This window comes from Mycoplasma sp. CB776 (assembly GCF_054343395.1).
The window spans coordinates 1-20,547 of record NZ_JBTGVD010000022.1; the positions used below are offsets into that span (position 1 = coordinate 1).

Below are 20,547 nucleotides of genomic sequence, written 5' to 3' on the forward strand. Positions count from 1 at the left end.
ATTGAGAAATTTTTACACAAAATTTATTACACTTCCGAACGAGATCATTTTTTTATATTTTTTACATATAGATTTATTTCTTTATAAATTAATGCAATTTCAGAAACAAAGGATTCTAATTTATCTTTGTTTAAATCTTCTTTTAAAACTTTAAAAATTTCTTCTTCTTTTTCTTGAATAAATCTTTTAATTTTCTTTAAAATTTCAATTCTATCTTTAATACTTAAAGGACCAAAATAAAAAAAATCTTCCCTTTGTAAGTGATAGATTTTTTCTAATTCTTTTTGATTTATCAAATTTTTACCCTTTTTTCTTTTGGTATAAACATTTTATCGGATGAAGAAATTTCATAAGTTTCTAAAAATAAATCATTATTTCCTAAAATAACATTAGCACGTACTTTTCCTGGTGAGTGAACATCTGATTCCAATTGTCTTTTTGCTGCACCTTCTTTTAAAATAATTCTTCAACTTGTTGCTCAGCTTTCAAAAAAGTTTTTGGCATCAAAATCTTTTTCTTGTTTTGCCGCTTCTAAAGCGCAGTCAAAACCACCTAAATCTGCAATGTTTTCAGAAACAGTCAACTCTCCATTAACTGGTCCAAAGTCTGTTTCTACTTTATCAAATAAATTAATTGTTGCTTGTGTTCTTTTTGCAAATTCTTCTCTATCTTTATCGGTTCATCAATTGTTTAATTTTCCTTTTTCATCAAATTGAGCACCATGATTATCAAAACCGTGAGAAATTTCATGAGCTATTACACAACCAATAGAACCATAATTATAAGATGATGGTCTATTTAAATTATAAAAAGGATCTGCTAAAATAGCTGCAGGAAAAACTATTTGATTTTTTAATGGATTATAATATGCATTAACTGTTGCAGGAGACATTGATCAATATCTTTTATCTTCTGTTTTACCAAATAAAGATAATGCATATTCAACTAAATATTTATTAAATTTAAGCGCATTTTCAAATAAATTTCCACCTTCTTCATAAGTTTTAACTTTAAATTTTGAATAATATGGTCTAATCACTTCTGGAAAACCAATCATAACTTGAATGGTAGATAATTTAGTTAATGCTTTTTGAATAGTTTCTTTACTTAATCAATTGTTATTATTTAATCTCATTTTATAAACATCAATCATATTAGAAACCATATGTTCAATATTTTCTTTTGCTTTTTTACCAAAATAATTTTCAGCATAATACATACCTAAAGGCATTCCAAAATATTCATTTGCCATATCAAAAGCAAAATTTTCTAAATTTCTATAGGTTTCAATAGAATAAACTTTTCTACCAAATTCCCCTGCTTTAATTCTAATTTCTTCACTTAAAAATTTAGTTGTTTGTAATAAGTTTCTTATAAATAAAAATGATTTATAAAATTCAAAATTTTCATCGCTAAAAATTTTGTCAAAATTTTCATAAAGTTTTATATTAGAAACTGAAACTGCTTCCACATTTTGTGAAACTAAACTTTCTAATAAATCAGAAATAATAAACTGTTTGGTATATGAATTATATTCTTCTTTTGATTTTAGATTATATAAAGCAACATAATTAGCTTGTTCTATCGATGAAAGAATATAATCTTTATAAATGTCATCAAATTTAATAGCATTTGATATTAATTTATTTGCTTCTTCTTCTGTTTTACCATAGTCTTTTAATAAAAATAAAACCATTTCTTTTCAAGTGTTTAATAATTTTTCTGACTCTTCTTTGTTTGAATAACTTTCTTTGTTTGGCAAGATTGTTTTAAAATCTCCAAATCAAAAAATTCTTTTTTCATTATCAATAAAATCTTCGTATAAATCTTTTTCTAAAGGTAAAAACCCGTATAAAAGTCAAAATTCTTTATCTTGTGAAAATAAATCTTTAAAGGATTTTAAACTTTCTAATTTAGATAAATATTGTTTAACCGGTTCTCAACCAAGTTCTTTTCTTTTACTTTCATTCATTAGCATCGAAAAATACTTAACATATTCCAACATCATTGAATTTTCATTTAAAGTACTTGTATCTTTAAGTCATTTTTTTGTTAAATCTTTTAAAAGTTTTTCTAAGTTTAAATCAAGTTCAGAAAAAACACTAATACTTGATTTATCTTCTGGTATTTTTGTGTTTTCTAATCATACTTTATTTATGTGACTGAAAAAGTCATCTTTTAATAATGTTTTTTTCATTTTTCCTCTTTCTTTTTATTTGTGGTATTTTATATTATTTTTTATAGCAAATGCTCTATAAATTTGTTCAACAAGTAACACTCTAAATAACTGATGTGGAAACGTTAGTAAAGAAAAATTTATTTTTTGAGCATCTATTTTATCTTCAATAACCCCGTTAGAACCACCAATTATAAAAGTTATATTACTTTTGTCAATTAAATTGGAAAATTCAAAAGAATCCATTTGTTTTCCTTTTAAAGAACAAAGAAAAACTGTTGAGTTTTTTGGAATTAATTCTAATATTTTATTTGTTTCTTTTTCCTTTTTTATTTCTATATTTTCTTCTTGTAATTCCTTTATTTCTATTACATCTATTTTTGAAAAAAAACTTATTTTTTTCTCATATTCTTGGAACAAGGTTAAATAATTTTTTTGAAGTTTTCCTACTGCAATAATAGTTATTTTCACTATTTATTTCTCATCTTTATATAGAACATTAACATTTGAATATCTGCTGGATTAATACCACTAATTCTTGATGCTTGTCCTATAGTGGTTGGTTTGATTTTAATTAATTTATCTCTTGCTTCATTTGCTAAATTATCAACTTTTTTATAGTCTATATCAGCTGGTATTTTTAATTTTTCAAGTTTTAACATTTTTTCTGCATCATGCACTTGTTTTTGTATATAACCATCCAATCTTGCTAATACAACAAGTTCATAAGCAAATTTAAAGTTTTTTAATATTTCAAGATAATCTACATCAGGTCTTGAAACTAGTTGAAATAAAGATTGTCCATTAATTGCGTTGTATTTAATTGCTAAATCACTTTTTGAAGATACAAAAGTGTTTTTTAATTCTTCAATTTTTAACTCTATTTGTTTGTATTTATCAATAACTAAATTATACCCTTCTTTGCTTATCATATTAGCTTTTAAAGCATAATCTTTCATTCTTCAATCGGCATTATCGTTTCTTAATAATAACCTGTATTCTGCTCTTGAAGTTAACATTCTATATGGTTCATTAGTCCCTTTTGTAACTAAGTCATCAATTAAAACTCCGATATAACCATCACTTCTGAGAATTTCAATTGGTTCCTCTTGTTTTAAATATTGAGATGCGTTTATTCCTGCTATTAATCCTTGTCCAGCTGCTTCTTCATAACCACTTGTTCCATTTATTTGACCACCAAAAAATAAACCATTAATATTTTTACTTTCAAGTGATTTTTTTAATTGTAAAGGATTTATGGCATCATATTCTATCGCATAAGCTCATTTAGCTACTCTTGCGTTTTCTAAACCAGGAATTGATTTAACCATTTCTTTTTGCACTTCAATAGGCATTGAAGTTGATAAACCATTTATATACATCAATTCACCTTTAGCAGTTTCTGGTTCAAAAAATATTTGATGTCTTTCTTTATCTTTAAAACGAACTATTTTATCTTCTACTGAAGGGCAATACCTTGGACCAACTCCATCGATTAAACCAGAATACATACTAGATTTATTTAGGTTATTCAAAATGATTTCGTGTGTTTTTGGAGTTGTATATGTTAAAAAGCAATGAATTTGTTTTTCGAGAACTACTTCATTTTTAAAACTAAAATGAAGGTTATTATTTTCTAAAATTTCTTCTTCTATTTTAGAAAAATCAATTGAATCAGTTCAAATTCTAGGTGGCGTTCCTGTTTTTAATCTAATAAGTTCAAATCCATTATTTTTTAAAAACATTGAAAGTTTATTACTTGTTCTTTGCCCATCGGGACCACTCTTTTGAATTTCATCTCCTCTTAAAATTCTTGAATCCATATAGGTTCCTGTTGTTAATACTACAGCGTTAGCATAATAAATATTTCCTTTTTCTGTTTTAACTCCTTTTACTGAATAATTTTCAAGAATTAATTCTTCAACAATATCTTCTAAAATATCGATATTTTCTCGTTGTTCAATATCTTCTAATATTACTTTTGAATATTTGTCTTTATCAATTTGAGCCCGCATCGCTCTTACTGCAGGTCCTTTTGATTCATTTAACATCTTAATTTGAATCATTGCCTTGTCAGCGAAAATACCTTGCACTCCGCCAAGTGCATCTATTTCTCTTGTTATAATTCCTTTAGCAGGACCACCAATTGATGGATTACATGGCATTGAAGCTAGTTTATTTTTATCTAAAGTTACTAGTAAAACTTTGAAATTTTGTTTTGCTAAAGCATATGTGGCTTCAATACCTGCATGTCCACCGCCAACTATTATTGCATCATATTTATTCATATTTTTATATTTTAAATTATTTAAACAAATAAAAAAGAAGATTTTTTATTTTTTCTTCTTTTTATGCACTTACAATATGAAATAATTCATCATTTACTCAAACGATGTCTCCAACCTTAATTTTGGAACCCCTAGTTACTTCGCTATTGTCGTTAATTTTAACTTGGTTTGTTGCTAAAAACTCTTTTGCTGCACCACCAGAATCTATAAAGTTCATTTTTTTTAATAGTTGGCTTAATTTTATAAATTCTCCTGTTATTTCTACTTTCATTTCTTTCCTTTCTATGTAGTTCCTATTAATTGTTTATTATTTTTATTAGAAGGTGAAACTATATAAACTTTTCTTATTTTTTTATCTACAAAAATATAAATCAAACCTTCGTACACTGAAATAGCATCTTTTAAATATCTATGATTTATAGAAAAGTTTAACTCACTATTAGAACTTTCAAATTTCATTTCTTTAGTTTTTACAGAAATAAAACCTGTTTCTTCTTTGTTTCCGCTCATAGTAAATTCTTCTTGATTTACACTAACATTTAATTTGAAATATTGATCACTAGATAAGATAGAAGCTTTTGATATTAATTCACTAAGTTCTTTTTTATCGATTTCAATTTTATAAACTAAATCATCTATATTTGGGAAAACATTAGAAATGTCTTTATAAGGAAAATCAATAACTTTACATTGTATTTTTGTATTTTCAATAATGGTTTCTATTTTATTGTCTTCAACATAAATTTCTAATTGCCCTTCATAATCATTAGGGATAAAATTTTTTAAATTTCTAGCTATTATAGAAATATCAAATTCAATATTAGATTCAATCGGAAGTATTTCTGTTGATATTCTATATCTATCTGTTGCTGAAATTCTTAAATTACCATCCATAGCATTGATGTTGATACAATCTAAAATAACTTCTGAACTATCGATTGTAGCAGCAAAACTAGTATCTTTAATTGCTTTTTTAAAGTCTTTGGAATGAATTGATATTTTCTGACCTGATAAATCAAATCTAATATTTGGGAAATCTTCATCATTTTGAATATTAATTTTATATAAGTCATCTTTGTTTTTGATAGTTAAATTAGTATCTTCGATTTTAAATTCTAGAAATCCTTCGGTTTTTTTAATTATATTTTTTAACATTGAATAATTTATCAAAAAGGAACCTAATTCATTTATATTTTTTATGTTTTCAGAAGAAATGTGTCCAATTATAGAAATTTCTCCATCTGAACCATATAAATATACCCCTTCTTGTCTTAGTTCGATTTTAACACTTCTTAAAGAAGGAATAAAATTTAAAGTATTTATAGAAACGCCGATTCTTTCAAATTCTTTTTCAAAATATTTTTTTTCAATTGTGAAATTCATTTTATTTTTCCTTTTATATTTTATTATTTTATATTTATTTTATTTTCTAATATATTATTATTAGGGATGTTAGTTTTAGTTAGTTTTATCTTTTTAACCTAAAAACAGGCAAAAAAGGTGTTGATTAATTAAGAAACAGTTTTTACTTTATTAGTTAATGAATTAACTGCATTTTTGAGTTCATGGGACGTTTCTATATCTTTTTCTATTTTTTTATAAGAAGCCATAATTGTTGAGTGATCTTTGCCGCCTAAATAAATACCAATTCTTTCATAACTAAAAGAAAGTAGTTCTCTAATTAAGTAAATTATCATCGATCTAGCAATAACAATTTCTCTTTTTCTTGATTTACTTCTTACTTCTTCTTCTTTTACTCTGTAATATGAACAAACGCTTTCAATTATCCTATCATGAGTTATTTCTCTTTCGAAGTGAACGGTTTCGTGGAAGATGTTATTAAGAAGGTTTTCATTGAAAGTTAAATCTTTAGGTGAGTTTTTTACAGAAAATTTAATTTGATTTAAAGCTCCTTCGATTTCTCTTATAGAATGATAAAAATTTCTTGTTAAAAAGCTTAAAGCTTTGTTATCTCACTTATTTAAATCAAAGTTTTCTTGCTCGATTTTAAATTTTAAAATCTTGAGTAAATCTTCATTATTAGGTTTTTTTATTTCTAAAGTTAAACCACTTTGAAATCTTGTTATAAACCTATCTTCAAATCCACCTAAAAGTTCTGGTTTTTTATCAGAACAAATAATAATTTGCTTTTTATTATTTTTTAAATTATTAATAATATTAAATAAAAATTCTAAAGTTTTTACTCTCGAACCAAGCATTTGAACATCATCTATTAAAAAGATATCAACACTATCTAAAAAAGAAGAAAAATTGTTTATTTTTTCTATATCTTTTTCTTTTAATATTAAAGAAATTTGGTTAGTAAAGGCGTCTGGGTTTAGAAAATAAGATTTCATTCCAACTTCTTTTGCTGCATTTCCTAAAGCGTTTAGGAAATGAGTTTTTCCTAATCCTGATTTTGAGTGGATAAATATAGGAGTAAACTCTACTTTTTTACTTTTTAACAAATTATCAGCAATTTTTATTAAATTTTCGTTGAATTTACCTGTTACTAAATTTTTAAATGTTAAATCTGGTAATAAATTATCTTTAAAATCTATGTTATTGACAAAATTGTTAATATCTTTTGTGTTATTATTGATAACTTGTTTTTCTTTTACTTTATTCACACTTGTGTTTTCGAGAATGATTTTCACAGCTTTTTCACTTTTTAAAGTTTTAACAATAGCAGATGTTAAAAAACTCAAATAATTTTCTTTAATATCTTTAATAATTATATTGTTTTTAGCAATAAAAACCGCAGAAAACTCATTAATTTCTTTTAGTTTTAACTTAGAAAAATATGTGGAAAAAATAATAGAGTCATTAATCTCTTTTTCAATTTCTTTTAATATTTTTTTATTTGTTTTTAACAAATTTTCTTCATAGTTATTAACAATATTAGACATAGTTATTAAATAATAAAATAAAAAAATAAAAAATGTTAAAAAATAAAAAATAATTTTATAAATAATTTTAGAAATAACAAGATTGCCACATTTTTAAAACCTAAATAAAGGCAAAAAAAATATGATTTAACATATAAAATAATAAAAAAATTTCTTTTTTTCTTTTACAAAAAAAGTTGTGAAAAAAAGTTTTTTTATTTCCTTTTTAATTTTTATTTTGTTATAATTTTAATATTTAATTAAAATACATAAAAAATGTATCTTTTTATTTAAAAAAACTTTAAGGAGAGCATATGAAAAGAACTTATCAACCAAATAAAAGAAAACATGCTAAAACACATGGATTCAGAGCAAGAATGTCAACAGTTGGTGGAAGAAAAGTTTTAGCTTCAAGAAGAGCTAAAGGAAGAATGAGATTAACTGTTTCAGATTCAAATAAATAATTATGAAAAAAGAAAATAGACTTAAGAAAAATTGAGAATTTCAAGAAGTAATAAGTTTAAAACAACAAATTATCACAAAAAACTTAATTTTATATTATAAAAAACATAAAAATTTTCAAATTGGTATTTCTGTTCCAAAAAAATTTGCAATTGCTGTAGAAAGAAATTTTTTTAGACGTCAAATTAAAGCGATAATTTCAAATAAAGTGAATTTTATTGATTTACCTTTTCAAAATGTTTTAATATTAAGAAAAAGTTTTTTATCTTTACCTTTTTTAGAAAAAGAAAAGGAAGTAATAAAAATATATGAGAGGTTAAGAAGTGGAAAAGAATAAGCAAAAACCAAAATCTTATGACTTCTTCACCGGTAATAATAATTCTGAAAAGAAAAATATTTGAAGAAAAATTTGAAAATGATTTAAAGTTTTAATTTATATATTTATTTTCGGAGTTACTTTAACTGGTTGTATTCAATCATTCGCAATTAAAACTTCATCACATGCAGGGTCTGGGGTGGAATTCTATAATTCAAAAGAAGGAATTGCTCCAAATGCTGTAGTTTTTGAAAAACAAACCAATAAAGAAGGAAAAGAAGTTTTAAATATCAAAAAAAATAACGACAACTTTTACGTTTCTAACCAAGATAAGGAAAGAAAAGATGTTATTGAAGTTTTAAAAAAACAAGCTGAAGGTAGTTATGGACAATGAGGTAATTACAATACTTTAATAGTTTATCAAAGTGATAAACCAGTTGAAGGGCAAAGTAGTTATCAATATCCAAAGGGAGATAATGGAGAATTATTATACTTCAATTCCACAACTGAAAACTACAATCAAAAATTTAATGATTGAAAAGAAATAAAATTATTAAGAGAGTTTAAGGATAATATAAAATTAACTCACAATGCAAAATATGTAAATGAAAAAGATCCTTTTATTTATTCATATTTTGAAACGGTTAAAGATTATATTGTTCCAAATGAAGATTTTATAGAAAATAATAATAAATTTGCAAGAGATGTAATTCATTATTTAAATAATCAACTTGTAAATTTTGACAAATATAATAATAACAAATTAGAAAACGCTATTAAAGAAATAGAAGAAAAAGGTACTGGTGCTTCTGAACAATCAATATCATTAGTTAATGATTATTCAGCAAACTTGCGTGAAATTTTAAAAGCAACACATTATACAAAGATTGGTGATGGAATTGTTGCTTTTGAACCAGGAACTGCAAAAAATGCATCAGATTTATTATCATATAAAGGGGCAGAACCTCAAAAAATAATTGTTACTTGAGGTGATGCTTGACAGCTTGGTCCTTTCTATGGATTATTTATATGACCGATGTCTAAATTAATGGCTGCTCTATTGGATTCTATGTCATTAGAAGGACTTCAAGGATGACCTGCTATTATCACTATAATAATTGCTGTTATTCTTACTAAATTACTTTCATTTGCATTTAGATTTAAAACTTTATTTAGTCAATCTAAACAACAAGAAGTGCAAGCTAAAAAAGCAAAAATTGATGCTAAATATGCACCTCATAAAGGTAATAAGCAAATGGAAGCAAGACAAAGACAAGAGATTGCAGAATTATATAAAAAGAATAATATAAGTCCTGCTGCTCAATTCCAAGCGTTACTTATAACAATGCCTATATTTGTTGCGATGTGAAGAATATTACAAGGATTACCGGGTATTAAAGCAACAACGTGATTAGGAATAAACCTTGCATCGACTTCTTATCAAGAATTATTTGCAGGACAATGGATTTACTTACCAATCCTTTTATTTACTGTTATAATTCAATTATTCCAACAGATTCTACCAAGAATTTTAAACAGAAAACAAAACAAACGACTTATCAATGCAGCAGAGTCGCAAGCGTTGAAAAAACAGCAAAAAACTCAAAATTACACTATGATTTTATTTGTTGTATTTGGAGTTATTTTCCAAGCATCCTTACAAGTTTATTGAATAGTTGGAGGGGTGTGAGAAATAGGACAAATTCTTTTTGTTCACTACTTCCAAAGAACTAAAGTATTCAAAGAAAAAGTTCGTCCTTGAATTAATAAACCAAAGAAAATTTAATAAGGTAGCAATACCTTATTTTTTCTTAATTAAAAAAACGTTTTCGCCACAATATAGGGCAAAAACGGAATTTTATTTTAAAAAAGATATGTGCTTTTATTAATTACCTTTTAATTTTCAAGTACCATCATTTAGTCTTTCAAAATCACTAGTAACAGTTAATAATCTGTATAACTCACCACGTTTTTTTTGTAAAACTAATTCTTTTTCTTCGTGTGTAAATTCACCTTTTTCAAATCATTTTTTTTGAAGTTTATTTTTTACAAAAGTAAAGATATCTTCAAATTGCATATAGCTTTTTGTTGATATAACTTCTACTGATAAACTGATCATTGTGTCCATTTCTTGCTCCTTATTTTTTATTTTTTCTCATTTTGCATTTTTTATAAAAAAATTACATTTTCCTACACTTTTCTTTAATTTATAATCTCAAACATAGTCAATACAACCTCAACCGATGTATTTTTGTATTAATTTCTTACCACAAATTATACATTGTTTATAGTCAAATATACATTTATTTAAAAAATATTTTCTTTTTCATTCTTTTAATTCTTTATCTTCTCTATTGTTTACAATGGCATTTTCAAGTCTTTCTTTTGCATTAATCAACTCTTCAAACACTAGAGTTTTATTATAAACTTCAAAAGTTATTATGCAATCTTTGAGTGCTCTGTGAATGCCTTGATTATCTACTGAAAATAAATTTGACAGAAAATTTAAAGAATAAGAATCTGTATTAAAGAAAACTTTATTAAATGATTGAAAGTAAAAACCAATATCTATCATTTTGTTAGGAAATTTTTCTAATTCACGAGATTTATAAGATTTTTTTATTGTACGGAAATCATAATGCATTCCATTAAAAGCATAAAGATTTAAATTCTCAATAAAAATTTTAAATTCGTTTAAAACCTTTATTGCATCTTCACCTTTTTCCTTTATTTCTTGGTTAGAAATATTATTGTATCAACTTATAAAGTTATTTACAAAATCAGGTGGTTGTTTAATTATTTTGGAAAATGTATCAATAATTTTGTTGTTTTTAACTTTGATAGCACCAATTTCAAGTAGAGTGCCAACATCATCACAACCTTCTAAATCAAAAATAACATAGCTATCTTTAAATAGATTTGGTAGTTTTTTGGATTTAAGAATATCTAAACGTTTTTCTTCAAATATTTGTTTATTTAAAGTTTCCATTACATTCTTTCTGGGGTAGAAACACCAATAAGTTTTAGTCCAGTTTCTAGAACAATCTTAACAGCTTTAGAAAGTGCTAATAAACTCTCTTCATTATCAGAATTTAAAATTTTAGAATTTGAATAAAAAGAGTTAAAGTCTTTAGCTAATTTAATTAAATATTCGGGCAGTAAGTGAATTTTGTAGTTACTGCTAATTTTTTTAATTAAATCTGGAAAATCTTTTAAAGTATTAACTAATTTAATTTCATTTTCATTATTAAAGCTTGAAGCTAATACTTCTTTATTATTTGCTTTACTAATTAATTGATTTGCTCTAGCATAGGCATATTGAATCATAAATACAGGGTTTTTTTGACTACTTTCTAATGCAAGTTCAACATCAAAGTCTAATCCTGAATTTTCTGTTCTATCAATCATAAAGAATCTTACTGCATCTTTACCAACCAATTCAATCAATTCTCTTGCTGTAAAGGTAATTCCTTTTCTTTTGGACATTTTTAATTCTTGTCCATTTTTCATTAATCTAACAATTTGACAAGTTAAAACTTTTAACTGTTTTTGAGAATCAAATCCTAATTGATCGATTGCAATTTCCATTCTTTTTATATAACCAATATGATCAGCACCTCAAATATTAATTAATTTGGTAACTCCATCATTTCTTGTTAATTTATCATTATGATACGCGATATCTGGTAAAAAGTAGGTAAAAGAACCGTCTTTTTTGATAAGAACTCTGTCTTTATCATCTCCGTATTTTGTAGTTTTTAATCAAAGCGCTCCATCATGTTTATAAGTGTTTTTTAATTTCTCTAAAGCAAGTTTGATTTTGCCATCTTTATAAAGAGTTTTTTCACTAAAAAAGTTGTCAAACTTAATTCCAAAAAGACTTAAATCCCTTTTAATTTGACCGAGCATTATGGAAGGTGATGCTCTCTTAAAAAAATCTCTAGTTTCTAAATCATTAATAGAACTATTTACGTATTTATCTTTATAGTGTTTTATGATTACGTGAGCAGCTCATTTTATATCACTACCTTTATAATAATCTTCTTTAAATTCTACTTTTTTACCAAAGTGCTGTAAGTATCTTGCAAAAACAGATTCAGCAAGTAGATCAATTTGATTTCCAGCATCATTAATATAATATTCTTTTATAACTTTGTTACCAGCAAATTCTAAAATATTAGCTAATGTTGCACCAATTGCAGCCCCCCTTGCGTGCCCAAGGTGTAAAAAACCAGTAGGATTTACAGAAACAAATTCTAAGTTAATAAATTGATTTTCTTTTTGTTTTCCGTAATTTTGATTTAATTTTAAAATATTATTTACTTCTTCTACATAAATATTATTTTTTACGAAAAAATTAATAAATCCAGGTTTTGCTACTTCTATTTTAGAAATAGAATATTTTTCTTTGTTTATTTTGGAAACAATTAAATCAGCAATCTCTAAAGGATTTTTATTTAGATCTGATTTAAGAGTCATTGCTAAGTTTGTTGAATAATCACCAAATCCCTTGGATTCAGTTAATATAATATTTTTTTCAATTTTTAAATCATTTAAAACGTCTTTTAAAGATTGAATAATTTGTTCTTTTGTATTCATTCTATTTACCTACTACTACTGAAGCAGGTTTGATTACTCTATCATAAAGTTTATAACCATTGCTTTTAACACTAATAATTTTATCTTTTAGTTGTTGGTTACTTTCAAGTTCAAAAACTTCGTGGATTTCTGGATTATAACTTTCACCAACAGAAGGTTCAATTTTTGTAATACCAAAATCTGCAAAAATTAATTCAATTTGTTTTAATAACATTGAAAAACCTTTAACATAGTTTTGAACTGCAGAGTTATCTTGTTTTTCTCCTGCTTTAATTGCTAATTCAAAGTTTTTTAATGGAATTAAGAATGATTCAAAGAATTTTTGAATTCCATATTTTTTTATATTAGTTAGTTCTAGTTCATATTTAGAAGATGTTTCATCTTTATGTTTTTGAATTTCTTCTTTTGCTTTTTGTTGAAGTTCAATTGCTTTTTGTTTTAATTCTTCGTTATTTTTATCTAATTCTAGTTTGAGTTTAGCAATTTCTAATTCTAAAAGAGAGGTTTTAATTTTGGTTTTTTCTTGTACAGAAACAGAGTCATCTTTTTTATTATTGTAATTTCTTTTATATCTAAAATTTCTTTTTGTTCTTTTGTGTTTAACGTTTTCAGTATTATTGTCTTTTGATTCAACTTTTTCTTGTTGTTTTTTAATATCTTTTTCCATTTCTCTCCTTAAAGTAATATAAAGTTATATTTCTTTTTTGAGAAATTTTTCCAATAGATTAAGTGCTGCTAAAACTTTAGAATAATCTAATCTTGTAGTTGGAGCTACAACACTAATTTCTTTATTTATATTCTCGTTTTCAAGTTTTTTAGAAATAAAAACAGCTTCTTGTGATTCAATTTGAATTTTTATGTTTTTTTCTTCATCCAATTTATTTTCAATAGTTTCTCAAATTGATTTTTTTTCTATTAAATCTAAAATTTCACTTAATTTTTCTCTCGATATATCTCTAGATAAAATTAAATTATTTTTATTATAAATTTTTGATTCAAATTCATTTTTAAAATTAAAAATATTTTGCATAAAGGTTTTTAAAACATTATCTAAGTTTTTTATTTCTTTAGCCAATATTGGAACTAAAATTTCTACAATTTTTTGGATTTCATTTAACGCCACATTAATTAATCTTTCTTTGAAAATCCTTATAGCTATTTTTATGTCTTCTTTTTCTACTTCATTTGAAAAAGAAACTATTTTGTTTTCTACTTTTCCTGTTGAAGTTACTAATACAATAACTCCCATAAAGTTATCAATTGCAGTGAATTGAATAGATCTTAATCTTTCAGATCCTAAGGGTTCTGATGTTATAACGGTAATACCGACAAATTCTGATATTAATTTTGCTGCTTCTTCAAGTGTTTTGTCAATAGATATTCTTCTTTTAGCAAAAATATCGTTTAGTTTTTGCTCTAGATCTGCATCGGTTTGTGAAGTTAAATTTTTAGCATAATATTCATATGCTTTTAAAGTAGGAATTCTCCCACTGGAAACATGAGATTTTTCAAGAAAAGCATCTTTTTCAAGTTCAGCCATTATGCTTCTTATTGAAGAAGAAGAAGCATTAATTTTATATTTTTCTTTTAGTGATTCTGAACCGATTGGTTCCCCTGTTTCAATGTAACTTTCAATTATAAATTTTAAGTAAGATTTCTTTTTAGCGGCGCTCTTATGTTCCATAATAAAAATTATATTCTAATTTCTTTTTTTTACAAACTTTTATTAAGTATTTTTATTAAAACAGAAATAATTTGTCACCCCAATTACCAATATAAAATGTCACTTTTTATAATTATATGTTAATTGAATGATATCATAAATTATCAATTGTATAAATTTAATCATTTTACTTACAACATCATTTTTTTATTATAGAAGAGGGACATTTTGATTGATAATTTATAAAAAAATAATGTAAAAATTTAGTAAGTAAAATGTAATTAATTGGAGTATTCAAAAAACGTTTTACCGTATAAAATGGGCATAAACGGTTTTTTCACTATTTAAACTGGGAAAGAAAAAGAGTTTTATTTTTTGATAAATTATGAACAACTATTTTATAAAAAAATCTTTTAATAATTGTTATAGGTGAAAAATTATCTTTCTATTTTCCTTTAGCATATCTATTAAGTATTTATTAACGTTAATACTTTTGTTGTGTTTGACTTATTATTGCAAATAAGTATTATAAAAGTAATAAAAAAACACTATCTAATAGTGTTTAATTATCTTGTATGCACAAGCCGGTTTTCCTATATTAAATTTATTATAACACAATCTCCCAAAATATTTAAAAAATTTTTGTAAAAATTATAAAATATTATTATGAGTAAAAAATTTCTTAGTTATAAAGACCAATTGAAAAAGTTAAAAAAATAAAAAAATATAATAATTGACATTGAAGAAAATAAAGCAATAGAAATTTTAAAAAAAGAAAATTATACAAACGTTTTCTCTTTTAATAAAGAATGGTTGACAGATTTTAATAGTAAGAATGAATTAAATATAACCAACAAAAAAGAATTAAATGTTAATTTTTTATTACAATTTATTAAAAAAACAATAAGAAATAAAGTTAAACATCTTTATCCAAAAAAAATTAATTTCTCTTATTTGGTTAAATATAGAGCAAAAGAGAAAAAATTGTATACTTTTTTATATAATAAAATTAGAGATATAGAACTTGAATTAAAAACAAAAGTATCTTATTTTATAGGTAAAAAGGTTAAAAATAATACAAATTGGATAGAATGACTTTATAAAATATCAGATAAAGAAACTGAAATTTCTTTTGAACAATGAAAATTTAAAAAATTTAATTCTTTTGAGATAAAAAATGAGACGTTTAATGCCAATATTTGATTTGCTATTAATGTTTTAACTTTAGGAACTATTACTGAAATTATAAAAACTATTTTATCATCAAAAGATGAAGAAATAACTTTTAATATTAAAAAAGAATTTTTATTTGAAATTTTTGATAAAGATAAAGTAGACAAAATAAGCAATGAAAAAGAATTAAAAACATTTTTATATAACCTTAACAACTTTTTCTTTCCAATATTAAAAAGATTAAGAAATTCAGTAATGCATTTTGAAAATATTAATGCTTTTTTTCAAAAAGAAAGAATACAAATAATAATAAAAAAGCAGAATTTTTATGAGATTTAATGGAATTACAAGAAAATAAAAAACAAAAATTAAGAAAAAGTATTTTTAAATATGTTCATCTTGGTTTTTATATTTTAGAAGAAAACAAAGGCAAAAAAGAATATATAGAAGTTAAAATTTTTGATGCTTTAATCTGATGATTTAATTAAAACATCATTTTTTTATTATTGAATAGGGACATTTTGATTAGTAATTTATAAAAAAAGAAATTAGAAATTTAGCAAGAAAAATGTAATTAATTTAAGTATGAAAAAACCGTTTTGTCGCATAAAACAGGCATAAACGGTTTTTTCACCCTTAAAACTGGGAAACAAAAAAATAAAAAAACTCCATTAATTATGGAATTTAAATTTACTGATTTTCTTTGTTTTCTTCAATAACATTTACTTTTAATTCTTTAACACGTTTAAATCCAAAAATGGTGAAAATAAATGAGAAAAATATTGATAAAATAAAGTAAAGTTTTGCTGTTTGGAATTTCTCATATTTAAATTTAGATAATCTTATTGATATTATTAATTTAAATACAAATGAAGTTATGCTAATAACAACAAAAGTTAAATAGAGAAGAGCTACCAAGATGAATGATATCACTATTCCTATACTGTTATGTAAAGAAGAAGCTATCATAAGCATTCCTACACTAAAACTAGAAAACACTAAAAAACCAAAAGAAATAAAATCTAAAATTAAAATAGTTCTACTCATTTTTTTGATTTTTGTAATGATTTGATTAGTTCCTTGATTTACTTGTATATCTTCTTCTTTTTGTTCTTCTATTCCTTCTTCATGTTTGTCAATATTGTTAAATGTTAGAAAAGTAAATAATAGACCAAAAAATATAGATAAAATAGCAAACAATTTAGCATTCTCTAATTTTTTAGATTTTAAAGTAGACAGTTCTACACATAATATGAGTTTAAAAATAAAGACAGCATTTCCAATAAGTGTAGATATTACAAATAGAAGTGAAGCAAAAATTCTATTTATTTTATTTACAGTTCCTATTGTAGAAATGTCAAATAAGTCATATACTGAAGTACCTGAAAATATTTGAATGATACCCGCTGCAATGAAAAATCAAGCAACAGCATCAATGATTAAAGTATTTCTACTTATTCTTTTTACTTTTTGAATTCGATTCATTTAAATCCTTTCTTTTATAATTTGTATATTTAAATTTTACTCTTTTCTAATAAAAAATAAATAACTAGTTTTTTTTATTTTAATAATAATGGTTTACTCTTCAAGTTTTTTGACATAAACAAAACCTAAGATTGTAAACAATAGTCCAAAGAATATTGATAGTATAAAGAATATTAGAATTGTTTGAACTTTGTTCATTTCAAAATTAGATAATTCAACACAAATAATAATTTTGAAAACTAAGGCTGCAAGTCCAGTACCAGATGCTACTACTATAAGCAAAATTGCTAAAATGAATGCAGCACCAAAACTAGCAATACTTGCTGATTGGTCTGGACGCGCTTCAGATGGTGAATAATAACCAAAAGCACTTACAGCCAAAACACCACCGGCTATAAGAATAATAACACTTATTACAAATAAGGCAAAAGTTACAATTTCTAATATAAGAGCAGTTTTGCTAAAATTTTTTAATTTTTCTAGATTGTTTTTCATAAGTTCCTCCTATATTTATATTTTACTGTTTTTATTTAATAAAAAAGTAAATATTAGTGAATTAATATTAATTTAGATTTAAAAAACTTGTTTATACTAAACACAAACAAGTTTTTTATGATTTAATAGTTACTAGTCTTTGATCATTCTTTTTTGTGTTTTTTCACATATCTATAAGCTAATGCTGTAAATACGAGTCCAAAAAAGATGGATATAATGAAAAATATTCTTGATGTTTTTAGATGACTTGCTTTAAAGTTAGAAAGTTTAGTTGCAGAAATTATTTTGAAAACAAAAGTTGTTATACAAAGTCCTATATAAACAATGAATAATATTATCACAAAAACAAAACCTGCTCTTGCTTTTTGTGCAGTCAGTTCAAAAGATGAATAGTAAGTTGGATCATAAGATAAAGAATTTTTATTAGCATCAGAAACAATACTGTTAATAATTAAAACTATAGTAATAGATATAATTTGAATAACAACAATAGACATTATTTCAAATATTAAAGTTAGTCTGGTTGCGTTTTGTAATTTAAAAAGTTCAAAACCATATTCATAACCTTTTATACATTTTATACATTGACAATCTTTCTTTATTTTTTGAATATTTATTTTTTCTTCTTGTGCGATTTCGTGTGGATATTCAAAAGATTCAAGTTTTTTATACCCCATAAAAGTAAATATTATTCCAAAGAAGATTGATAGTACATAATACAACTTAGCATCTGCTAATTTTTTACTATATAAACTTGGTATCCTTCTACTTATCATTATTTTGAAAACCAAAGCAACTAAACCTACAATTAAACTTATTAGTGTAAATAAACTTAAAAAACTCACTTTTATTATGTCTAAACTATTTTCAAATAATTCTTCATTTTTGTTAACAAGAGCTTCAAAAATGTAGTTTATTTGAAAATTTATGAGAATACCTGTTGTTATTCAAACTAAAACAAAACTAATTATATCCATAATTAAAGTTGTCTTTCCAAATTGTTTTATTTCCTTGATTTCACTCATTTTGTTCCTTTCTTATTGTTTTAATTTTATTACTTTTCCCAAAAAAAAAAAAAAAAAGTTGATATAGCAAACAACTTTTTGCAAAATTTTGTGTTTTTAAGGCAAAAATACAGGAATTGTGAGCTTTTTTTCAAAAAATACTTCTTATTTTTTTAAAAAAAGAAACAAAAAACTTGTTTATATTAAATACAAACAAGTTAATTTTTTTAAGCTAAAGTTTCTTTTTGGTTATTTACTTTATAATAATTTTTTATATGCACAAATCCAATAATTGTAAAAATAATTCCAAAGAAGAAAGATAATATATAAAATAATTGTGCTGTTTTTAATTTATGTTCTTGGAAATGGGAAAGCTTTACACAAATAATTATTTTAAAAACAAATATTATAATTGAAAACGCTCCACTAATAGCAAACAATACTATAGCAAAAATAACTCCGCCTGCTAATTTTGTTAAATCCAATTTATGTGTTTCAAATGAGTTGTATCCGTATGGATTATAATAATTATGATTATCATTACTTGCGTTTAAAATAGTATTAGCAACAGAGATAACAACAATCAAAGTTGCAATAAAGATTAAAATTGCATTAACTATTTCAAAATTTAAAATGAATTTATTTATTCTTTTTATATTAGAAAGTTCTAAACTTTTACCATATGCTTCAAAAGTTTCCAAATTTATTTTTTCTTCTGTTTTTTGTTCTTCCTGGTATTGAAAATTGTCAAGCTTGTTGTAAGCTATTAAAGTTAATATTACTCCAAAGAAGACTGATAATACATAATACAATTTTGCATCTGCTAATTTTTCACTGCCTAAATTTGATATTTCTGAAATGATCATTATTTTAAAAATAATAGATATGAGAAAAATTATTGTATCTATTATAAATAATGTAAATATAATTAAATTCTTTGTCTTTAAATAAGACGGATAGTTTATTTCTCTATATGGTTGTCAATAACTTGTTTCCAAAATATTAGAAAGCAAAAGATTTAGAATAATTGCTATAAAAATTAAAGAAAAACCAATTATATCTATAATTAAAGTATTCTTTCCTAATTGCTTTATTTGTTTGATTTGATTCATTTAACTCCTTTCTTTTTACTTCAATTTTATTACTTTTTGCAAAAAAAAAAAAAAGTTGATATAGCAAACAACTTTTATATAAATTTTAGTTTTATAGGACAAAAATACAGGAAATTGAGTTTCTTTTTATATTTATTTTATATTTTTCTTTACATAATTTCAATTCCGTATTCTAATTTAATTTCTTTGGATTTTCTAAAATAATGAACAGCAATACTAGAAAATATCAATCCTAAGAAGATAGATATTAAGAAAAATAATTTTGATATCATTAATTCTTTTTCTTTATAAGGAAAAAACAATATTATTGCTTTAATTTTATAGTAAAGTAATGGTAATGTAGTTGCAGGACCTATTAAGAGTAGATAAATAAGTCAAAATATTTCTACAGCTCATTTTGAGTTGTGTAATATCCAATAAATAACAGCTAAATCAATTAACAGAAAAGCATTTATAACATCCAATATAACAACTGAAAAACATTGAGTTTTAATTTTTTTATATTCAATATGCATTTTTCTCCTTTTTCTAAAACACAGTAAATTCCTGTATTTTAAAACATTTAATTAAAAAACTTGTTCATATTTAAAATAAACAAGTTAATTTACGATTTTGAAAACTAATCTTCTAATACTGGTTCATTGTAATTATTTACATAAACAAAACCAACTGTTGTAAAAATAATTCCAAAGAAGATAGATAAGATAAAAAATATTTGTGCAGTTCTTAATTTATGTGTTTTGAAATGAGAAAGCTTTACAGCGGTAATTATTTTTAAAACAAAAACTAAAATTGAAAGTATTCCACTAATAACGAATAAAACTATTGCAAAAATAACTCCACCTGCTAAGGAAGTGTAATAAATTTTGTGTAAAAATTTCTCAAT

The 20,547-nt window shown here is 23.8% G+C and carries 22 protein-coding genes; 5 read left to right on the forward strand and 17 right to left on the reverse strand.

Translation table 4 applies throughout. From position 1 onward, the window contains the following. Positions 1 to 26 precede the first annotated feature (26 nt). The 7 genes from ACXX86_RS03005 to dnaA form a co-directional block, all read right to left on the reverse strand. Positions 27 to 296: a hypothetical protein gene (locus tag ACXX86_RS03005; protein ID WP_458561104.1), complete on the reverse strand. Its 270-nt coding sequence runs from the start codon at positions 294 to 296 to the stop codon at positions 27 to 29. After that, positions 290 to 2,197 carry a M13-type metalloendopeptidase gene (locus ACXX86_RS03010; protein ID WP_458561105.1) on the reverse strand — a complete coding sequence of 636 codons (1,908 nt, stop codon included), beginning with the start codon at positions 2,195 to 2,197 and terminating at the stop codon, positions 290 to 292. The genes ACXX86_RS03005 and ACXX86_RS03010 overlap by 7 nt, the downstream gene beginning before the upstream one ends. A 15-nt stretch (positions 2,198 to 2,212) precedes the next feature. Continuing rightward, positions 2,213 to 2,647: a 23S rRNA (pseudouridine(1915)-N(3))-methyltransferase RlmH gene (locus ACXX86_RS03015; RefSeq protein ID WP_436358741.1), complete on the reverse strand. Its 435-nt coding sequence runs from the start codon at positions 2,645 to 2,647 to the stop codon at positions 2,213 to 2,215. Beyond that, complete coding sequence (mnmG, locus tag ACXX86_RS03020) at positions 2,647 to 4,464, reverse strand: tRNA uridine-5-carboxymethylaminomethyl(34) synthesis enzyme MnmG (protein ID WP_458561106.1); 1,818 nt, start codon at positions 4,462 to 4,464, stop codon at positions 2,647 to 2,649. Before mnmG ends, ACXX86_RS03015 begins: the two co-directional genes overlap by 1 nt. 61 nt (positions 4,465 to 4,525) lie before the next feature. Beyond that, positions 4,526 to 4,735 carry an RNA-binding S4 domain-containing protein gene (locus ACXX86_RS03025; protein ID WP_436358739.1) on the reverse strand — a complete coding sequence of 70 codons (210 nt, stop codon included), beginning with the start codon at positions 4,733 to 4,735 and terminating at the stop codon, positions 4,526 to 4,528. An 11-nt stretch (positions 4,736 to 4,746) separates the two neighbouring features. Continuing rightward, positions 4,747 to 5,847, reverse strand: coding sequence for a DNA polymerase III subunit beta family protein (locus tag ACXX86_RS03030; RefSeq protein WP_458561107.1), 1,101 nt, complete (start codon positions 5,845 to 5,847; stop codon positions 4,747 to 4,749). 128 nt (positions 5,848 to 5,975) lie between these two features. After that, a complete protein-coding gene (dnaA, locus tag ACXX86_RS03035; protein ID WP_458561108.1) occupies positions 5,976 to 7,373 on the reverse strand; it encodes a chromosomal replication initiator protein DnaA in 1,398 nt (465 codons plus the stop codon). A gap of 293 nt (positions 7,374 to 7,666) precedes the next feature. On the opposite strand from dnaA, the gene rpmH reads away from it, so the two are divergent. Genes rpmH through yidC form a run of 3 tightly spaced genes read left to right on the forward strand, consistent with a single transcriptional unit; the run spans position 7,667 to position 9,916 of the window. Further along, positions 7,667 to 7,816 (forward strand): 50S ribosomal protein L34, encoded by a 150-nt coding sequence (rpmH, locus tag ACXX86_RS03040; protein ID WP_436358736.1) that lies wholly within the window; start codon positions 7,667 to 7,669, stop codon positions 7,814 to 7,816. Between the two features lie 2 nt (positions 7,817 to 7,818). Further along, positions 7,819 to 8,151, forward strand: coding sequence for a ribonuclease P protein component (rnpA, locus tag ACXX86_RS03045; protein WP_436358735.1), 333 nt, complete (start codon positions 7,819 to 7,821; stop codon positions 8,149 to 8,151). Beyond that, positions 8,138 to 9,916: a membrane protein insertase YidC gene (yidC, locus tag ACXX86_RS03050; RefSeq protein ID WP_458561109.1), complete on the forward strand. Its 1,779-nt coding sequence runs from the start codon at positions 8,138 to 8,140 to the stop codon at positions 9,914 to 9,916. The genes rnpA and yidC overlap by 14 nt, the downstream gene beginning before the upstream one ends. 99 nt (positions 9,917 to 10,015) lie before the next feature. On the opposite strand, the gene ACXX86_RS03055 is transcribed toward yidC, so the two are convergent. The 4 genes from ACXX86_RS03055 to hrcA are packed head-to-tail and all read right to left on the reverse strand — an operon-like array spanning position 10,016 to position 14,413. Beyond that, positions 10,016 to 11,119 (reverse strand): exonuclease domain-containing protein, encoded by a 1,104-nt coding sequence (locus tag ACXX86_RS03055; protein ID WP_458561110.1) that lies wholly within the window; start codon positions 11,117 to 11,119, stop codon positions 10,016 to 10,018. Beyond that, complete coding sequence (argS, locus tag ACXX86_RS03060; protein ID WP_458561111.1) at positions 11,119 to 12,729, reverse strand: arginine--tRNA ligase; 1,611 nt, start codon at positions 12,727 to 12,729, stop codon at positions 11,119 to 11,121. Before argS ends, ACXX86_RS03055 begins: the two co-directional genes overlap by 1 nt. Position 12,730: 1 nt before the next feature. Then, positions 12,731 to 13,396 (reverse strand): nucleotide exchange factor GrpE, encoded by a 666-nt coding sequence (locus ACXX86_RS03065; protein WP_436358731.1) that lies wholly within the window; start codon positions 13,394 to 13,396, stop codon positions 12,731 to 12,733. A 24-nt stretch (positions 13,397 to 13,420) separates the two neighbouring features. Further along, positions 13,421 to 14,413, reverse strand: coding sequence for a heat-inducible transcriptional repressor HrcA (hrcA, locus tag ACXX86_RS03070; RefSeq protein WP_458561112.1), 993 nt, complete (start codon positions 14,411 to 14,413; stop codon positions 13,421 to 13,423). Positions 14,414 to 15,205: 792 nt separating this feature from the next. On the opposite strand from hrcA, the gene ACXX86_RS03075 reads away from it, so the two are divergent. Continuing rightward, positions 15,206 to 15,904, forward strand: a complete 699-nt coding sequence (locus tag ACXX86_RS03075; RefSeq protein ID WP_458561113.1) for an Abi family protein — start codon at positions 15,206 to 15,208, stop codon at positions 15,902 to 15,904. After that, positions 15,904 to 16,053, forward strand: coding sequence for a hypothetical protein (locus tag ACXX86_RS03080; protein ID WP_458561114.1), 150 nt, complete (start codon positions 15,904 to 15,906; stop codon positions 16,051 to 16,053). The genes ACXX86_RS03075 and ACXX86_RS03080 overlap by 1 nt, the downstream gene beginning before the upstream one ends. A 202-nt stretch (positions 16,054 to 16,255) precedes the next feature. On the opposite strand, the gene ACXX86_RS03085 is transcribed toward ACXX86_RS03080, so the two are convergent. The 6 genes from ACXX86_RS03085 to ACXX86_RS03110 form a co-directional block, all read right to left on the reverse strand. Next, a complete protein-coding gene (locus ACXX86_RS03085; RefSeq protein ID WP_458561115.1) occupies positions 16,256 to 17,050 on the reverse strand; it encodes a hypothetical protein in 795 nt (264 codons plus the stop codon). Positions 17,051 to 17,143: 93 nt separating this feature from the next. Then, positions 17,144 to 17,545: a hypothetical protein gene (locus ACXX86_RS03090; protein ID WP_436358726.1), complete on the reverse strand. Its 402-nt coding sequence runs from the start codon at positions 17,543 to 17,545 to the stop codon at positions 17,144 to 17,146. A 122-nt stretch (positions 17,546 to 17,667) separates the two neighbouring features. Then, a complete protein-coding gene (locus ACXX86_RS03095) occupies positions 17,668 to 18,570 on the reverse strand; it encodes a hypothetical protein (protein WP_458561116.1) in 903 nt (300 codons plus the stop codon). 206 nt (positions 18,571 to 18,776) lie between these two features. Further along, complete coding sequence (locus ACXX86_RS03100) at positions 18,777 to 19,661, reverse strand: hypothetical protein (RefSeq protein WP_436358724.1); 885 nt, start codon at positions 19,659 to 19,661, stop codon at positions 18,777 to 18,779. Between the two features lie 149 nt (positions 19,662 to 19,810). After that, on the reverse strand, positions 19,811 to 20,176 hold the full coding sequence (locus ACXX86_RS03105; protein WP_436358723.1) for a hypothetical protein: 366 nt from the start codon (positions 20,174 to 20,176) through the stop codon (positions 19,811 to 19,813). 104 nt (positions 20,177 to 20,280) lie between these two features. Next, positions 20,281 to 20,547: hypothetical protein (locus tag ACXX86_RS03110; protein WP_458561117.1), on the reverse strand; the 267-nt coding region annotated here is incomplete at its 5' end.